The sequence below is a fragment of the Neisseria sp. LACPHL-SPEC-2024-00856 genome (assembly GCF_047915665.1).
In the GTDB taxonomy this organism is placed as follows: domain Bacteria; phylum Pseudomonadota; class Gammaproteobacteria; order Burkholderiales; family Neisseriaceae; genus Neisseria; species Neisseria polysaccharea.
In genome coordinates this window covers 31,497-46,121 of the sequence record NZ_JBLRPR010000003.1, presented here as the reverse complement: position 1 = coordinate 46,121, position 14,625 = coordinate 31,497, and the positions used below count along the sequence as shown (strand labels likewise).

The following is a 14,625-nucleotide window of genomic DNA, read 5'->3' as shown; positions in this document are numbered from 1 at the left end:
CTGCCTTTATCGGGCAGTGCCGTTTTGTCTGCTGTCTGAACGTTCGGACAGCATATTTTTAATCCTCTCGATGGAGAAAACCATTTCTGCTTTTAAAATTTGTAGCTCATCGTGATTAAAGTTTCAATCGGTAAAAAATTTGAGGCCATCTTAGATAATTAGAATAAGCCCTTGCTTACTAATTGTTTTAAGCGTTAAGCGGCAGGGGCAAAAGGATAATGGCAGGGCAGTGCGGCTTTATGGTCTGAACGGGGCGTATGCCCATTCCCCGGGTTTTAAATCCAAATCAAACAGTTTCAGCCTGCCGCTTGCCACTCTGATCAGACGCAGGCAGGGATAGCCCGCCTTGGCGGTCATTCGCCTGACTTGGCGGTTTTTGCCCTCAGAAATGGTAATTTCAATCCAAAAATCGGGAACGGTTTTGCGGACGCGTATCGGCGGGATGCGCTCCCATAACGAATCTGCTTCTCTGTGTTTCAAGATGCGGACGCTTGCCGGACGGGTAACGAAACCGCCTAAGTCTATCCCTTTTCTTAAACTTTCCAACCGGGTTTCGTCGGGTACGCCCTCTAGTTGCGCCCAGTAGGTTTTGGGGTGTTTGAATTTGGGGTCGGTAATTTGTGCCTGAAGTCTGCCGTCGTCGGTCAGCAGAAGCAGCCCTTCGCTGTCGGTGTCGAGCCGTCCGGCGGGGTAGAAGCTGGGCAGATCGATGAAGTCTTTGAGGCTTTTGTGTTTTTCGTGCGGTGAAAATTGGCAGATAACGCCATAGGGTTTATTGAAGATGATGAGGTTTTTCATGGTTGGTCTATAGGGGCTTGATGTCGGATATTGTAGCTGTTTGCCTTTTGGTGTGGAACTTCAAGATAAAATGCCGTCTGAAATTGGTTTCAGACGGCATTTGTTTCAAGCAGGCTTAACAGCAGCGTCCGCCGTTTGCGCCGCAGCGGCGTTTGCGGCAATAGTCTTGAAACTGCAGCTTGGTCATCACGGGGGCGTTGGGATTATGTTTGCGTTGTTGTGCAACGTAGTTTTCATAATCGGGTACGCCCGCCATCAAGTTTGCCGTCAGCTTGATGGTTTTCCACCAAGACGCGAGCTTATGCTTCACTTTGTACCTCCGGCTGTTTGCCGTCGCGGTACACCGCGGGGATTTCTTTGGCGGTCGGCCAGCCGACTTTGCGTGCTTTGAGGGCGGTACGCAAACCGTACGCGGCGACAATCACGACAACCGACAAGAAGAGGATGGTCAGACCGGCATTAATCTTGTCGTTGAAGATGATTTGCGCCATTTCGCCGATGTCTTTAGCGGGCGCAAGGACTTCGTTTTTAGCCAATGCGTCGCTGTATTTGCCGGCGTGGGCAAGGAAGCTGACGCGCGGGTCGCTGTGGAACAGTTTTTGCAGACCGGCGTAGCAGGTTACAAACAGTACGCCGACGGCGGGAACGAGCGCAACCCAGACATAACGGTCGCGTTTCATCTTAATCAGCACAACGGCACACATAATCAAGGCTACGCCCGCCAGCATTTGGTTGGCGATGCCGAACAAAGGCCAGAGCGAGTTGATGCCGCCCAGAGGGTCGGTTACGCCGGTGTAGAGGAAGTAGCCCCACAATGCCACGGCGAAGAAGGTCGCAATCAGGTTGGCGGGGATGGAGTCGGTGTTGCCGAAAGGTTTGTAGAAGATACTGCCCAAGTCTTGAATCATAAAACGTGCGACGCGCGTACCGGCATCGACGGCGGTCAGGATGAACAAGGCTTCAAACAACAGGGCGAAGTGATACCAGAATGCCATCATGGCTTCGCCCGGAATCAGACGGCTCATAATGTGTGCCATACCGACTGCGAGGGTAGGTGCACCGCCTGCACGGGAAAGGATGGTGTTTTCGCCCACTTCTTTAGCGGTGTGCAACAGGGTTGCGGCATCGACAGGGAATTGCAGCTTGGTGGTAATCACTTCGGCGGCGGTATTGGCATCCGTACCGATCAGGGCGGCTGGGCTGTTCATGGCGAAGTACACGCCGGGATCGAGCGAAGCGGCGGCGGCAAGGGCCATAATGGCTACGAAACTTTCCATCAACATACCGCCGTAACCGATCATACGGACGTGGGTTTCGTTTTCCAGCATTTTCGGCGTGGTGCCGGAAGAAATCAGCGCGTGGAAGCCCGAAACCGCACCGCAGGCGATGGTAATGAACAAGAACGGGAACAATGCGCCTGAGAATACTGGGCCGGAACCGTCGATAAAGTGGGTTACGGCAGGCATTTGCAAAGCGGGATTGACGATGACGATACCCAAAGCCAAGGCCGCAATCGTACCGATTTTCAGGAAGGTGGAGAGATAGTCGCGCGGAGTGAGCAGCAACCATACGGGCAATACGGAGGCGACAAAGCCGTAAATCATAATCGCCCAAGTGAGCTGGATGCCGTCAAGGTCGAACCAATGCCCGATGGAACTTTTCGCCACATCTTCGCCGTAAATTACCGCCAGCATCAGCAAAATAAAGCCGACGATGGAAATCTCGCCGATTTTGCCCGGACGGATATAGCGCGTGTAAATACCCATAAACAGCGCAATCGGCATCGTTGCTGCAATGGTGAACGTACCCCAAGGGCTGTGAACCAATGCTTTTACGACAATCAACGCCAACACCGCCATAATGATGACCATAATCATCAAAATACCGATGGAGGCAATCACGCCGGGGACAGTGCCGAGTTCCTGTTTCACAATATCGCCCAAAGACTTACCGTCACGGCGCATAGAAACAAACAGTACCATCATATCCTGTACGGCACCGGCAAATACCACGCCGAAGATAATCCACAAAGTACCGGGCAGATAACCCATTTGCGCTGCTAAAACCGGACCGACCAAAGGGCCCGCGCCCGCAATCGCGGCAAAGTGGTGTCCGAACAATACGCCTTTGTGCGTCGGAACGTAGTCCAAGCCGTCGTTGTGGCGTTCTGCCGGAGTCAGGCGGTTAGGATCGAGCCGCATTACGCGGTTGGCGATGTAGAGGCTGTAAAAACGGTAGGCGATGCAGTAAACGGATATGGCGGCGGTGACCATCCATACTGCGCTGACCTGTTCGCCTCGGCTGAGAGCCAGAGTGGTAAAGGATGCTAAGCCGACCAGTACCACTATGCCCCAAATGAGGAAGGTTTTGAGTGATTTCATCGAATAAATCCTTATCTCACACTGTCGGAATATGCCTGAACGGCGGGAAACGGCCGACCGCCTGCCGGCACGGGCACAAACCGGAGTCTGAATGATTGACGAAGTATGAAACAGTGCGCTTGTCGGGATTTGTGCCTTATGCCCGCATCAAACAGTGCAGGGATGCGGGCGCACAAAACGTTAAACGCCGAATAGGATTTTAACGCAAATTAGCACACTGATAGCGGTTTTTACTTGGAATTTGGAAAAAATTTACATTTTTCCGGCTAGCGGGCAGGTTCAGACGGCATCGTCAGGCAAAAGGCGGAGCCGGAAGACGGGTAAAGAAGGGGCGCGCAATCCGGATTATTGATTCATCGTGTTTCCTTTTCGGTTGAACCTCAGCCCTTTGGGGCGGTAGAATCAGACTTTATTTTGGGGGCGCAACCCCTTCCGAATCAGGACGGCACATAGGGCGGTGCTTTATGTGTCGTCCTGTGTGTTGAAACATATTTTCTTTTTATTTGGGAGCTTTTATGAATATCAGGTTTTTCGCACTGACCGTGCCGGTTTTGTCTTTGGCGGCCTGTGCCGTGCCGGAGGCGTATGATGGCGGCGGACGCGGGCATATGCCGTCCGTTCAAAACCAAGCCCGCCCGGCAGATTTTCGGGCATTTTCCTGCGAGAACGGTTTGTCTGTGCGCGTCCGCCGTTTGGACGGCGGCAGAATCGCGTTGCGGTTGGACGGCAGGCGTGCCGTCCTCTCTTCCGACGTTGCCGCATCCGGCGAACGCTATACCGCCGAACACGGTTTGTTCGGAAACGGAACCGAGTGGCATCAGAAAGGCGGCGAAGCCTTTTTCGGCTTTACCGATGCCTACGGCAATTCGGTCGAAACTTCCTGCCGCGCCCGTTAAACGGGGCAGCCTGTTTGAACCGCCGTCCGGATTTTTCGGACGGTTTTTTGTGTCGGATTTGTTTTGCAGTTCGGTCTCCAGCAGGGTTCGGGCTTCCTGATACCGTTCGTAACTTCGGGTATTGCCGAGTTTGTCGGTAACGGCCGCTGTGGCTTGGGTGGCGTTTTTACCAAACTCTTGTGTTACTTCCCTTTGTAGGTCAATCTCTTTGGCAACCGCGTCTTTGTCAAAGCTGTTTTTCGGACGGCCTGAGTGTTGTTTTACAGGAAAGTAAAGGCCATCTGAAAGGGTTTACCAGCTTTCAGACGGCCTTTTGAATTCATACAAGCTATGGCTTGCTTATATTTATAATTGTATAAATTTCCAATAATCTCGTCCTTCAATTTTCCAGTAACAGAATTCGTCCGGTATTAAATACCCAAAATCCATCGCTTTTGAAAACCAGCCATCATAGACATAATCTTCATGACATCTGTCCCAATCCATATGTAAGTACACTTCAGTGTCAAAATTGACATAGAATAAAGGCAGCCTCGAGGAAATCTGATTGATTTTTAAGAAATCACTTTGCTGTCCAGAGTCTGAGATAGGATCATTGTACGACAGCTTGTTCTCGACAACGGAATATAACCTTACCGCTTCAGCAGAAGTAAATCCCTGAAACATCAGTTCCTTCAATTCATCCTTTTTTAATTCAATGACTGAATCTGATTGAAGATAGCTTTCAAAATTGTCCTTAGTTAATTGCCAGATGCCGTTTCGGTAATAACAACTATTCATTTCATCCTGATATTGTTCTAACGTAATATTCCCGTTTTTAAAATCAAAATCTAGATATAATTTCATGTTTAATATGAAATTTTCCTTATAATCAATCAAATAATATATATTTTTCTTGTGGACAAAAATAGATATGCATTGAATGTACTCAAAAATGTTATCCAATAATTCAGATTTAAATTTCTCAATCTTTTTCATATTTGCCAAATTCCTTAATAACTTTATCTTCAGCAAGCCGTAGCCCATATTAAATCTGCAGGTAAGGTGTGGTACGCACGCCAGTGAACTTGAGTCTAATAAAAGGTCGTCTGAAACATTTTTCCGGCTTTCAGACGGCCTTTTGCCAAATATTATCGGCAGCGGCTCAATGCCAACTTTAAACCTGCTCCGATTTCTTCAGGACTGTTATCCAATGATAAAATTACATCGTCTGCATCAATAGCATCCCACGCTTCCGGCTTGACATGGCGGCTCGGGCTGATTTTCAGGCAGCCGTTGTGCAGCCAAATATCCACGCTCATCATGTTTTTAAATAGGGCGTGTCTGGTTTTATAGCCCAAGTTCCCGCATAGGTTGGCAACCCAATCCTCATAGCGTTGCCGAATTTTTTCGGTATCAAAAAAATCTTGGTCTTCTGGACTGTCATAAACGAAAGTCCTGCTGTTTGCCAACGCTTGCAAGACCGTCGTGCCTAAAGTTTCATTGTCGGTATCCAATGGCAGGATATGGGGGGGATATAGGTGGTCTATTGCCGTTAACCCCAAACCTGAACATGTTTGAACAATCAGAGCTTCTTCATTCGCATCAAAAACTGCCCAATAATTTTGATTCTGTTTAAAAATCATTATTTGATCTCCGTAATTTTGACTGTAATGTTTAGATTTTTGCCATACTCTACCACGCGTTGCAACTGCAATCTTTGCTCCTTATATATTGCACCCCATCAAAGGGCTGCATTACTTTTCTTTCTAAAGATTACTATCGTATAAAAAGTATTTTTCTTAAGTGATAGGGATTGCGCCCGCGCCATATTCAGACACCGCCCGGATGTTGCGCTTCCCGATCGGATGTTTCAGACGGCATCGGAAGGGTTTGCGGTTTTGGAATATGAAGATGATAATGTCCGTGAGATTGACGGCATTTGAAAGCGGTTATCCCGCATATCGGAGGACACGAAATGAACGAATATTCCCAATTAATCAAGCATCCCGATATTTCCCTTTCCCCGATTTCAGACGGCATCGGGATCGGCAATCCGGCGACGGGCGAAATTTTGGCGTATGTCCGCAAAACGGATTCGGACAAGCTGAAAAAACTGATTCAAAAAGCAGCTGCGGCACAAAAATTATGGGCGGCGAAAACCGCTTTGGAACGCGCCGACATATTGTGGCGTTGGTATTTTTTAGTTAAAGAAAACAAGGAAGCACTGGCGCGCCTGATGACGATGGAGCAGGGCAAAAGCCTGACCGAGGCGCGCGGCGAAATTGATTATGCGGCTTCGTTTGTGCGCTGGTTTGCCGAAGAGGCGCGGCGGATTGACGGCGATGTGCTGACAAGCGTGAAAGCATCGCAAAAACTGGTCGTGTTGAAACAGCCTGTCGGCGTTACCGCCACGATTACGCCGTGGAACTTCCCGTCTGCGATGATTGCACGCAAGGCCGCGCCTGCTTTGGCGGTGGGCTGCGCGATGATAGTCAAACCTGCGTCGCTCACTCCTTTGAGTGCGTATGCATTGGCTGTACTGGCTTACGAGGCTGGCGTACCGCAGGATTTGTTGCCTGTCGTCAGTGGTAGTGCTTCGGAAATCAGCCATGAATTTGCTACGAACCCGACTGTACGCAAAATCAGCTTTACCGGCTCAACCGAAGTCGGTGCGAAAATTTTTGCCGACAGTGCGGCGGACATTAAAAAGCTCAGCTTGGAACTGGGCGGCAATGCGCCGTTTATCGTGTTTGACGATGCCGATTTGGACAAAGCTGTCGAAGGTGCGCTTGCCAGCAAGTTCCGTAACAGCGGTCAGACCTGCGTCTGCACCAACCGCGTTTACGCCCAATCGGGCATTTACGACGTATTTTGCCGAAAATTGAGTGAAAAAGCAGCTGCGCTCAAATTGGGCAACGGCTTGGACGAAGGCGTGAACCAAGGACCGCTGATTGAGGAAAAAGCGGTAGAAAAAGTCGAACAGCACATCGCCGACGCGCTCTCCAAAGGTGCAAGTTGTCTGACCGGCGGCAAACGCAGCACGTTGGGTGGAACGTTTTTTGAGCCGACTGTTTTAAGCGGCGTTACGACGCAAATGGCGGTGGCGCGCGAGGAAACCTTCGGGCCGTTGTGTCCGGTGTTCCGTTTTGAAACCGAAGCCGAAGTCATCGAGGCTGCGAACAATACGGAATACGGTTTGGCGGCTTACCTTTATACGGCTGATACCGCCCGCCAATGGTGCGTCGGCGAAGCATTGGAATACGGTATGGTCGGCATCAATACGGGCTTAATCAGTAATGAAGCGGCACCGTTCGGCGGCGTGAAACGCAGCGGTTTGGGACGTGAAGGCAGCAAATACGGTGCGGACGAATATTTAGAATTAAAGTATATGTGCATTGATGTCGGGTGAAGGATGCCGTCTGAACGGCAGGTTTTCAGACGGTGCCGCATTTTAAGCAGTCTGTATCTGTTGTACAATGCGCCCTGTTTTTACGGTTATTTTTGATTTGAATTAAGATATGATGGAAAACGGAAAAACAGTCTCGAGATGGCGTTTTGCCTTGAAAAGTGCGGGCTGGCATCTCTTAATCAGCCTATCGGTTGCAGGACTGGCGGCATTGCTGGTTTTTAAGGTTTGGTATCCTTATCCTTATGCCGAGCTGACGGGAGGGCTGTCGCTTTATCAGCTGGTGGTGGCTGTCGATATCGTATGCGGCCCGCTGTTGACGCTGATATTGTCCAGTCCGGAAAAGACAAGCAGGGCGCGGATTGTGGATTTTTCCCTGACCGGCGCGATTCAGCTTGCCGCATTGGCGTACGGTTTGCACAGCGTTTCTTTGGCGCGCCCCGTGATAGAGGCGTTTGAAAAAGACAGGATTAATATTGTAACCGCCGCCGAAGTGGCGGTTGAAGATTTGCACAAAGCGCCGGAAGGGCTGCAAAGCCTGTCGTGGTTCGGCATCCGCCGCGTCGGGCTGAAAGAGCCAGATACGGAGGACGAACAAAACAAAACCTTGGATTTGTCTATGCAGGGCATAGAGCCGAGTATGCGCCCGGACCGGTGGCTGCCGTATTCCCGCCAAGAGGCGGAGAAAATCCGTAAGGCGATGAAGCCGCTGAAAAAATTGGCAGATGCGAGAAAAATCGCCGTTGCCGATATTTTGAAGCAGGCAGATATTTCCGAAGATAAAGACTGGTATTTCCTGCCCTTTACCGGCAGCAGGCAGAAAGATTGGATTGTGGTGCTGGACGCGCAGGGAAATGCCCGGGGCTACGCGCCGATAGACGGCTTTATCGCCGACTGAACCCGATGCCGTCTGAAACCAGCGTTCAGACGGCATCCCTAATATGCCGGACATTGCAAACACAACGGCAGCCTTGCCGCCGCCGTACTGTCGAGGAACACGAAAATCATGGATTTCAGTTGGTTGGCAGAACCGCATACCTGGATAGGTTTTGCCACGCTTTTGGTGTTGGAAGTTGTATTGGGGATAGACAACCTTGTCTTTGTGGCGATTTTGGCAAACAAGGTCCAGCCCGCACGGCGCGACCGCGCACGGATTACCGGGCTGGGGCTGGCAGTCGTCATCCGCATCATTATGCTTGCTTTTATGGCGCACATCATCACGCTGACTGAGCCGCTGTTCCAAATCGGCGGCCTCGACGTTTCCGGTAAGGACATGATTATGCTCGCGGGCGGTATTTTCCTGCTTTACAAAGCCACCACCGAACTGCACGAACGCCTCGAAGGACATAACCGGTTTACCGTTTCCGACAACCAAAAAAAACACGCGCCGTTTTGGGGCGTGGTCGCGCAAATCCTGATACTGGATGCCGTGTTTTCCATCGATTCGGTCATCACCGCCGTGGCGATGGTCGATCATATCGTCGTGGCGATGGGCGCGGTCGTCGTCGCGATGGCGGTGATGATTTCCGCCAGCAAACTCTTGACCGAATTTGTGGACATGCATCCCACCGTCGTGATGCTCTGCCTTGGTTTTTTGTTGATGATCGGTTTCAGCCTGATTGCCGAAGCCTTCCATTTCCACATTCCCAAAGGCTACCTCTACGCCGCCATCGGCTTCTCGATTTTAATCGAACTGTTTAACCAGATTTCCCAGCGCAACAGCCGCAAAAACGACTACATCGGCAGCTCTTGGCGCAAGCGCACCGCCGAAAACGTCTTGGGTATGATGGGCATACGCGAAAGCGTGCTTGCCGACGTGGGCGGCGAATCCGGGGACGACGCGCATTTTGAAGAAAACGAAAAATCGATGATACGCAGCGTGCTGACGCTTGCCGAACGCCCGATTATGGGGGTGATGATCCCACGCCGCGACATCGAACGGCTGGACATTTCCCAAAGCCGCGAAGAACAGTATGCCCAACTGCAAAACACGCCTTACAGCCGCTTGCTCGTTGTCGGTAAGGCGGGCGTGGACGAACCTTTGGGCTACATCAACAAAAAAGACCTGCTGTCCCAACTGCTCGAAACAGGGGAACTCAACATTCAGACGGCATTGCGCCAGCCGCTCGTCCTGCCCGACGGCACGACCGCCTTGGGCGCGCTCGAACTCTTCCGCCAAAGCAGCGCGGATTACGCCCTCGTCGTGGACGAGTTCGGCGCGGTATTGGGCATGGTAACCATGAAAGACCTGCTCGAAACCATCGCAGGCGAGTTCCCCGAAGAATTTGAGCGCGAAGAAGAACCAGCCGTTCAGGGGAATCCCGATGAAAGCCTGACGGTGGAAGGCGCGTTGGAATATGTGGAGCTGGCATCCCAACTCCATCTGCAGCAGCAGGAGGAAGATGCCGATTTCCATACGGTTGCCGGGCTGATTATGGAAGAATTGCAAACCATCCCCGATGTCGGTGATTTTGCCGATTTTCACGGCTGGCGGTTTGAAGTGGTCGAAAAAGAAGGGCAGCGCATCGAGCGGGTCAAAATCACCAAATTGCCCGAAGAATAAGTATTCAGGATAGAAAATGAACGTTTTGATTTCCAACGACGACGGCTACCTCTCCGAAGGTATCGCCGTTTTGGCGCGCGTTACGGCGGAATTTGCCAACGTCAGGGTGGTTGCGCCCGAACGCGACAGGAGCGGGGTCAGCAATTCGCTGACGCTGGAACGCCCTTTGCAGTTGAAACAGGCGCAAAACGGGTTCTACTACGTCAACGGCACGCCGACCGACTGCATCCACATCGGGCAGTCTGTATTTTCGGATTTTCAGGCCGATTTTGTCTTTTCGGGCATCAACCGGGGCGCGAATATGGGGGACGACACGCTTTATTCGGGGACGGTTGCGGCGGCAACCGAAGCCTACCTTATGGGCATACCCGCCGTGGCGTTTTCCTTAAACGACGCTTCCGGACGCTATTGGGCAACCGCAGAAAAGGCACTGTGGACATTGTTGGCGCATTTTTTCAAAAACCCCCCGCAGTCCCCCATTTTGTGGAACATCAATATCCCCGCCGTCGCGCAGGAAGATGTGCGGGGCATTAAAATCGCCCGTTTGGGCAGGAGGCATCACGGTCAGAACGTCATCCCCGCGCGCAATCCGCGCGGCGAACAGATTTATTGGATAGGGCCGGTCGGCGAAGTTTCCGATCGGGAAGAGGGGACGGATTTCGGTGAATGCGGCGCAGGTTTCATTACCGTAACGCCGCTGCAAATCGACCTGACCGCCTATCCGGACATGGCGGAAACGGCGGCGTTCTGGCATACGGACTGACCGTTTTATCAAATACCGTCGGGCTTTGCGCTTGAGAAGAACGCGCATTTTTATTATGATATACCGCATTCAGGCTATATATCGGAACATGAAGGTTATCTTATGTTGAAACAAACGACACTTTTGGCAGCTTGTACCGCCGTTGCCGCTCTGTTGGGCGGTTGCGCCACCCAACAGCCTGCTCCTGTCATTGCAGGCAATTCAGGTATGCAGACCGTACCGTCTGCGCCGGTTTACAACCCCTATGGCGCAACGCCGTACAATGCCGCTCCTGCCGCCAACGATGCGCCGTATGTGCCGCCCGTGCAAACTGCTCCGGTTTACACGCCTCCTGCTTATGTTCCGCCGCCTGCACCTGCCGTTTCGGGTACATATGTTCCTTCTTACGCACCCGTCGACATCAACGCGGCGACGCATACTATTGTGCGCGGCGACACGGTGTACAACATTTCCAAACGCTACCATATCTCTCAAGATGATTTCCGTGCGTGGAACGGGATGGCGGATAATACGCTCAGCATCGGTCAGGTCGTGAAGGTCAAGCCGGCAGGATATACCGCACCGAAAACCGCAGCCGTAGAAAGCAGGCCCGCCGTGCCAGTATCCGTACCAATCCCTGTGAAACCCGCCGCGCAACCGCCCGTGCAGTCTGCGCCGGCATCCGTACAGGCCGCGCCGCAACCTGCCGCTCCTGTTGTAGAAAATAAAGCAGTTTCTGCTCCTGCGCCAGCTGTTTCACAGGCTTCTGCCTCTTCGTCATCCGGCACGCGTACGGTTGCCGGCATTGTTTGGCAGCGTCCGACGACGGGCAAAGTGATTGCCGATTTCGGCGGCGGCAACAAGGGTGTCGATATTGCAGGAAATGCGGGACAACCCGTTTTGGCGGCGGCTGACGGCAAAGTGGTTTATGCCGGTTCCGGTTTGAGGGGATACGGAAACTTGGTCATCATCCAGCATAATTCTTCCTTCCTGACCGCATACGGGCACAACCAAAAATTACTGGTCGGCGAGGGCCAGCAGGTCAAACGCGGGCAGCAGGTCGCTTTGATGGGCAATACCGATGCTTCCAGAACGCAGCTTCATTTCGAGGTGCGGCAAAACGGCAAACCGGTTAACCCGAACAGCTATATCGCGTTCTGACTTTCTGCCTGAAATCAAGTTGGAAATGCCGTCTGAAAGGTCTTCAGACGGCATTTTTGTTTTTGGCGGCTGTGTTTTCAAATCATTCAGAAGGGATAAGGCGTATAAATTTGTTTGACTGTGTTTGGGTATAGTGGATTAACAAAAATCAGGACAAGGCGACGAAGCCGCAGACAGTACAAATAGTACGGCAAGGCGAGGCAACGCCGTACTGGTTTGAATTTAATCCACTATATTTGCTTGATTTCATCTGTTTGCAATGGAAACGGATGGCGCGATGTGCCTGTCTTTTAGACGGCATAGTCCGCCGTCAGCAGCCGCAGGACACGTCTTCGGAGGCTTGCAGGCTGATGTTTCTGCGTTTTTTCGCTTTTTCGTAGCGGCAGCGTTGGCGGTCGGTCAGGATTTCCAGCGGGGGGACGGGGACGGGTTTGCCGTCTTTGACCGCAACCATCGTGAAGTAGCAGCTGTTGGTATGGCGGATTTCGCCGGTGCGGATGTTTTGTGCTTCGACGCGGATGCCGATTTCCATCGAGGTGCGTCCCGTGTAGTTGACGGCGGCGTAAAAGGTAACCAAATCGCCGATGTGGATGGGTTCTTTAAACAGGACTTTGTCAACCGACAGGGTAACGCAATAATTGCCGCTGTAACGGCTGGCGCAGGAATAGGCGACTTGGTCGAGCAGGAGCAGGAGTTCGCCGCCGTGTACGTTGCCGCTGAAATTGGCGGTGTCCGGCATCATCAATTCGGACATAATGAGTTCGTGGGAAGGCAGTTGGCGTTGTTGTGTCATAGTGTACCTGTTTTTAAGAAAGGGTGTTTTGAAATGGGTGCGCGAAAATTTTAGGGAATGGGGAAGTGGAATTCAAGCTAAAAAAAGCTATGATGGGATAGTTTGCAGAAATGGGCCGCCGATGCCGTCTGAAGCCTTCAGACGGCATTTTGTTCAGGAAAGCCAAAAACGGAAAACCAAGAAAAACACGAGTGCCAATACGCCCGCCCAGACGGCGAGCATGAATCCGGCAACCGCCCGGCCCATACGGTAAACCGGGTTTTTGCGTTCGTCTTCAAGGAGAGGGTTGTGGGTTTTTTCGGGTTGTTCGGACATTTTGTTCTCAATCGGAAAAGTTGGAAACGGGCGTAAGGTTACGTTGCCGTGCAAAAAGATTCAAGAAGGAAGATCAGCAGCCGTCTTCCCAATTTTCGTCCCAAGCGTGTTTCAATGCCGTCTGAACGGTATCGGCATCGAATCCGCGATAGGCGAGGAAACGCGCTTGTTTTTGTTTTTCTTTAAGGTCGGCGGCGGGCTGTTTGAATTTTTTACGCAACACGGCTATGGCGGCTTGTTTTTCGCTTGAGCGGTCGGGAAGCAGCTTGCGGCTGGTTTCTTCATCTATGCCCTGTTGCGCCAAAGCCTGTTTCAGCCTCAATGAACCGTGTTTTCGGCTTTTGCTGCGGATATAGGCTTCGGCGTAGCGTAAATCCGATTGCCAGTTGCGTTCGGCAAATTCGTTTAACACGTTTTCCAACTCCTCTTCGCTTTCGGCGTGCGGTGCAAGTTTGCGCTTTAGACCGAGTCGGCTGACTTCTTGGCGCGAGAGGATGTCCATCGCGCGGGCGCGTAGGGATTTTTGGGGTTTCATAGCGGTGGTTTCGGCGTGCGGCAGGTTTCAGACGGCATAGCGTGCCGTCCGAATGCCTACTCTTCTTTATTTTTCTGCGGTTGCAGGTTTTCGTAAATTTCGGGCAACGAGCCGATAATCCAGTCGGGACGGGTCGCATCGTCTTGCGAGAGCAGCGTCATATCGCCGTAACCGAAGGTAACGCCGACGCTCAGGCAGCCGGCGGCTTTGGCGGCGATAATGTCGTTGCGCGAGTCGCCGACCATAATCATATTGGCGGCATCGATGCCTAACACTTCGGCGGCGTGCCGCAGCGGCAGCGGGCTTGGTTTTTTCTCGGGCAGGCTGTCGCCGCCGAGTATCAGGCTGAAGTAGTCGGCAAGTCCGAGCTGTTTCAACAGTTCGACGGCAAGGATTTCGTTTTTGTTGGTAATGACTGCCAGCGGGATGCCCAAAGATTTGAGCAATGCCAGCCCGGCTGCGGTTTCGGGATAGGGGCGGGTGAAGACGCTCAAATGGTCGCGGTAGTATTTCATATAGGATACGAAACCTTTTTCCCACAGTTCGGAATCGGCTTCGCGGTCGCGGTCGTTGGTGAGGACGCGGTGAACCAGTTTGCCGATGCCGTCGCCGACGTAGCTTTCGACCACCTTGGCGGGCAGCGGTTTCATACCGAGCTGTTCCAACATCGCTTCTGCGGCGGCGGCAAGGTCGGGGACGGAATCGCACAGTGTGCCGTCCAAATCGAAGGCGACGGCTTGGACGTGTTCGATGGCTGCATTCATAATCCGGTTTCCTGTCGGGTTGAAAGGGTTTATTTTAACATCGTTTGCACAGGGCTTCTAATGTATAGATTGTTAACAATCGCAACAGGTTTTGCAGGCGGTATTTTCGGATTTCGGGGAGGAATCGGGCAAGGGTTTGAAATCCCGGCGATGTTCCAATTAAATTTTTAAAAAATAAAAGGATGCCTATATCTTTATTTAATTGGACATTTGCTTTTCGGACGCGGAGGCTGCTTTTTCAGGCGGAGTCCGGGCTGATTCCGTGCGGCTTGAAAAATAAAATCATATA

15 protein-coding genes and 2 pseudogenes are annotated in these 14,625 nt (G+C 51.9%); 7 read left to right on the top strand and 10 right to left on the bottom strand.

What is annotated here, in order from left to right; genetic code table 11:
- Window positions 1-237: 237 nt before the first annotated feature.
- The 3 genes from ACNAU7_RS04005 to ACNAU7_RS03995 form a co-directional block, all read right to left on the bottom strand.
- Window positions 238-798 (bottom strand): rRNA large subunit pseudouridine synthase E, encoded by a 561-nt coding sequence (locus ACNAU7_RS04005; protein WP_416300884.1) that lies wholly within the window; start codon window positions 796-798, stop codon window positions 238-240.
- A 115-nt stretch (window positions 799-913) separates the two neighbouring features.
- A complete protein-coding gene (locus ACNAU7_RS04000; protein WP_002212918.1) occupies window positions 914-1,108 on the bottom strand; it encodes a YbdD/YjiX family protein in 195 nt (64 codons plus the stop codon).
- Window positions 1,098-3,179 (bottom strand): carbon starvation CstA family protein, encoded by a 2,082-nt coding sequence (locus ACNAU7_RS03995; protein ID WP_107863128.1) that lies wholly within the window; start codon window positions 3,177-3,179, stop codon window positions 1,098-1,100. The genes ACNAU7_RS04000 and ACNAU7_RS03995 overlap by 11 nt, the downstream gene beginning before the upstream one ends.
- 515 nt (window positions 3,180-3,694) lie before the next feature.
- On the opposite strand from ACNAU7_RS03995, the gene ACNAU7_RS03990 reads away from it, so the two are divergent.
- Window positions 3,695-4,075, top strand: a complete 381-nt coding sequence (locus ACNAU7_RS03990) for an MliC family protein (RefSeq protein ID WP_416300878.1) — start codon at window positions 3,695-3,697, stop codon at window positions 4,073-4,075.
- A 60-nt stretch (window positions 4,076-4,135) separates the two neighbouring features.
- Here the strand turns inward: ACNAU7_RS03990 and ACNAU7_RS03985 are convergent.
- The 3 genes and pseudogenes from ACNAU7_RS03985 to ACNAU7_RS03975 all read right to left on the bottom strand — a co-directional run.
- Window positions 4,136-4,333 (bottom strand): annotated as a pseudogene (locus ACNAU7_RS03985) (hemagglutinin); the annotation flags it as partial.
- Between the two features lie 87 nt (window positions 4,334-4,420).
- Window positions 4,421-5,053, bottom strand: a complete 633-nt coding sequence (locus ACNAU7_RS03980; protein WP_416300876.1) for a hypothetical protein — start codon at window positions 5,051-5,053, stop codon at window positions 4,421-4,423.
- A 152-nt stretch (window positions 5,054-5,205) separates the two neighbouring features.
- The gene (locus ACNAU7_RS03975) at window positions 5,206-5,700 is read right to left on the bottom strand and encodes a contact-dependent growth inhibition system immunity protein (RefSeq protein ID WP_416300874.1); all 495 of its coding nucleotides are present in this window, start codon (window positions 5,698-5,700) and stop codon (window positions 5,206-5,208) included.
- Window positions 5,701-6,032: 332 nt separating this feature from the next.
- On the opposite strand from ACNAU7_RS03975, the gene ACNAU7_RS03970 reads away from it, so the two are divergent.
- From ACNAU7_RS03970 to ACNAU7_RS03945, 6 genes and pseudogenes are all read left to right on the top strand, one after another.
- Window positions 6,033-7,466, top strand: a complete 1,434-nt coding sequence (locus ACNAU7_RS03970) for an NAD-dependent succinate-semialdehyde dehydrogenase (RefSeq protein WP_416300872.1) — start codon at window positions 6,033-6,035, stop codon at window positions 7,464-7,466.
- Window positions 7,467-7,575: 109 nt separating this feature from the next.
- Complete coding sequence (locus tag ACNAU7_RS03965; protein ID WP_416300870.1) at window positions 7,576-8,361, top strand: fimb protein; 786 nt, start codon at window positions 7,576-7,578, stop codon at window positions 8,359-8,361.
- Window positions 8,362-8,469: 108 nt separating this feature from the next.
- Window positions 8,470-10,026 carry a TerC family protein gene (locus ACNAU7_RS03960; protein ID WP_416300868.1) on the top strand — a complete coding sequence of 519 codons (1,557 nt, stop codon included), beginning with the start codon at window positions 8,470-8,472 and terminating at the stop codon, window positions 10,024-10,026.
- Between the two features lie 16 nt (window positions 10,027-10,042).
- Window positions 10,043-10,789, top strand: coding sequence for a 5'/3'-nucleotidase SurE (surE, locus tag ACNAU7_RS03955; protein ID WP_196428800.1), 747 nt, complete (start codon window positions 10,043-10,045; stop codon window positions 10,787-10,789).
- Window positions 10,790-10,891: 102 nt separating this feature from the next.
- Entirely contained in the window at window positions 10,892-11,929 is a 1,038-nt protein-coding gene (locus ACNAU7_RS03950) for a peptidoglycan DD-metalloendopeptidase family protein (RefSeq protein WP_416300866.1), read from the top strand.
- 137 nt (window positions 11,930-12,066) lie between these two features.
- Window positions 12,067-12,174 (top strand): annotated as a pseudogene (locus ACNAU7_RS03945) (IS5/IS1182 family transposase); the annotation flags it as partial.
- Window positions 12,175-12,239: 65 nt separating this feature from the next.
- Here ACNAU7_RS03945 and ACNAU7_RS03940 read toward each other — a convergent pair.
- From ACNAU7_RS03940 to ACNAU7_RS03925, 4 genes are all read right to left on the bottom strand, one after another.
- On the bottom strand, window positions 12,240-12,722 hold the full coding sequence (locus tag ACNAU7_RS03940) for an acyl-CoA thioesterase (RefSeq protein ID WP_416300864.1): 483 nt from the start codon (window positions 12,720-12,722) through the stop codon (window positions 12,240-12,242).
- Between the two features lie 153 nt (window positions 12,723-12,875).
- Entirely contained in the window at window positions 12,876-13,037 is a 162-nt protein-coding gene (locus tag ACNAU7_RS03935; RefSeq protein ID WP_416300862.1) for a hypothetical protein, read from the bottom strand.
- 73 nt (window positions 13,038-13,110) lie between these two features.
- Entirely contained in the window at window positions 13,111-13,572 is a 462-nt protein-coding gene (gene recX / locus ACNAU7_RS03930) for a recombination regulator RecX (RefSeq protein ID WP_416300860.1), read from the bottom strand.
- A gap of 56 nt (window positions 13,573-13,628) precedes the next feature.
- Window positions 13,629-14,336, bottom strand: coding sequence for a phosphoglycolate phosphatase (locus ACNAU7_RS03925; protein WP_416300858.1), 708 nt, complete (start codon window positions 14,334-14,336; stop codon window positions 13,629-13,631).
- Window positions 14,337-14,625 lie beyond the last annotated feature (289 nt).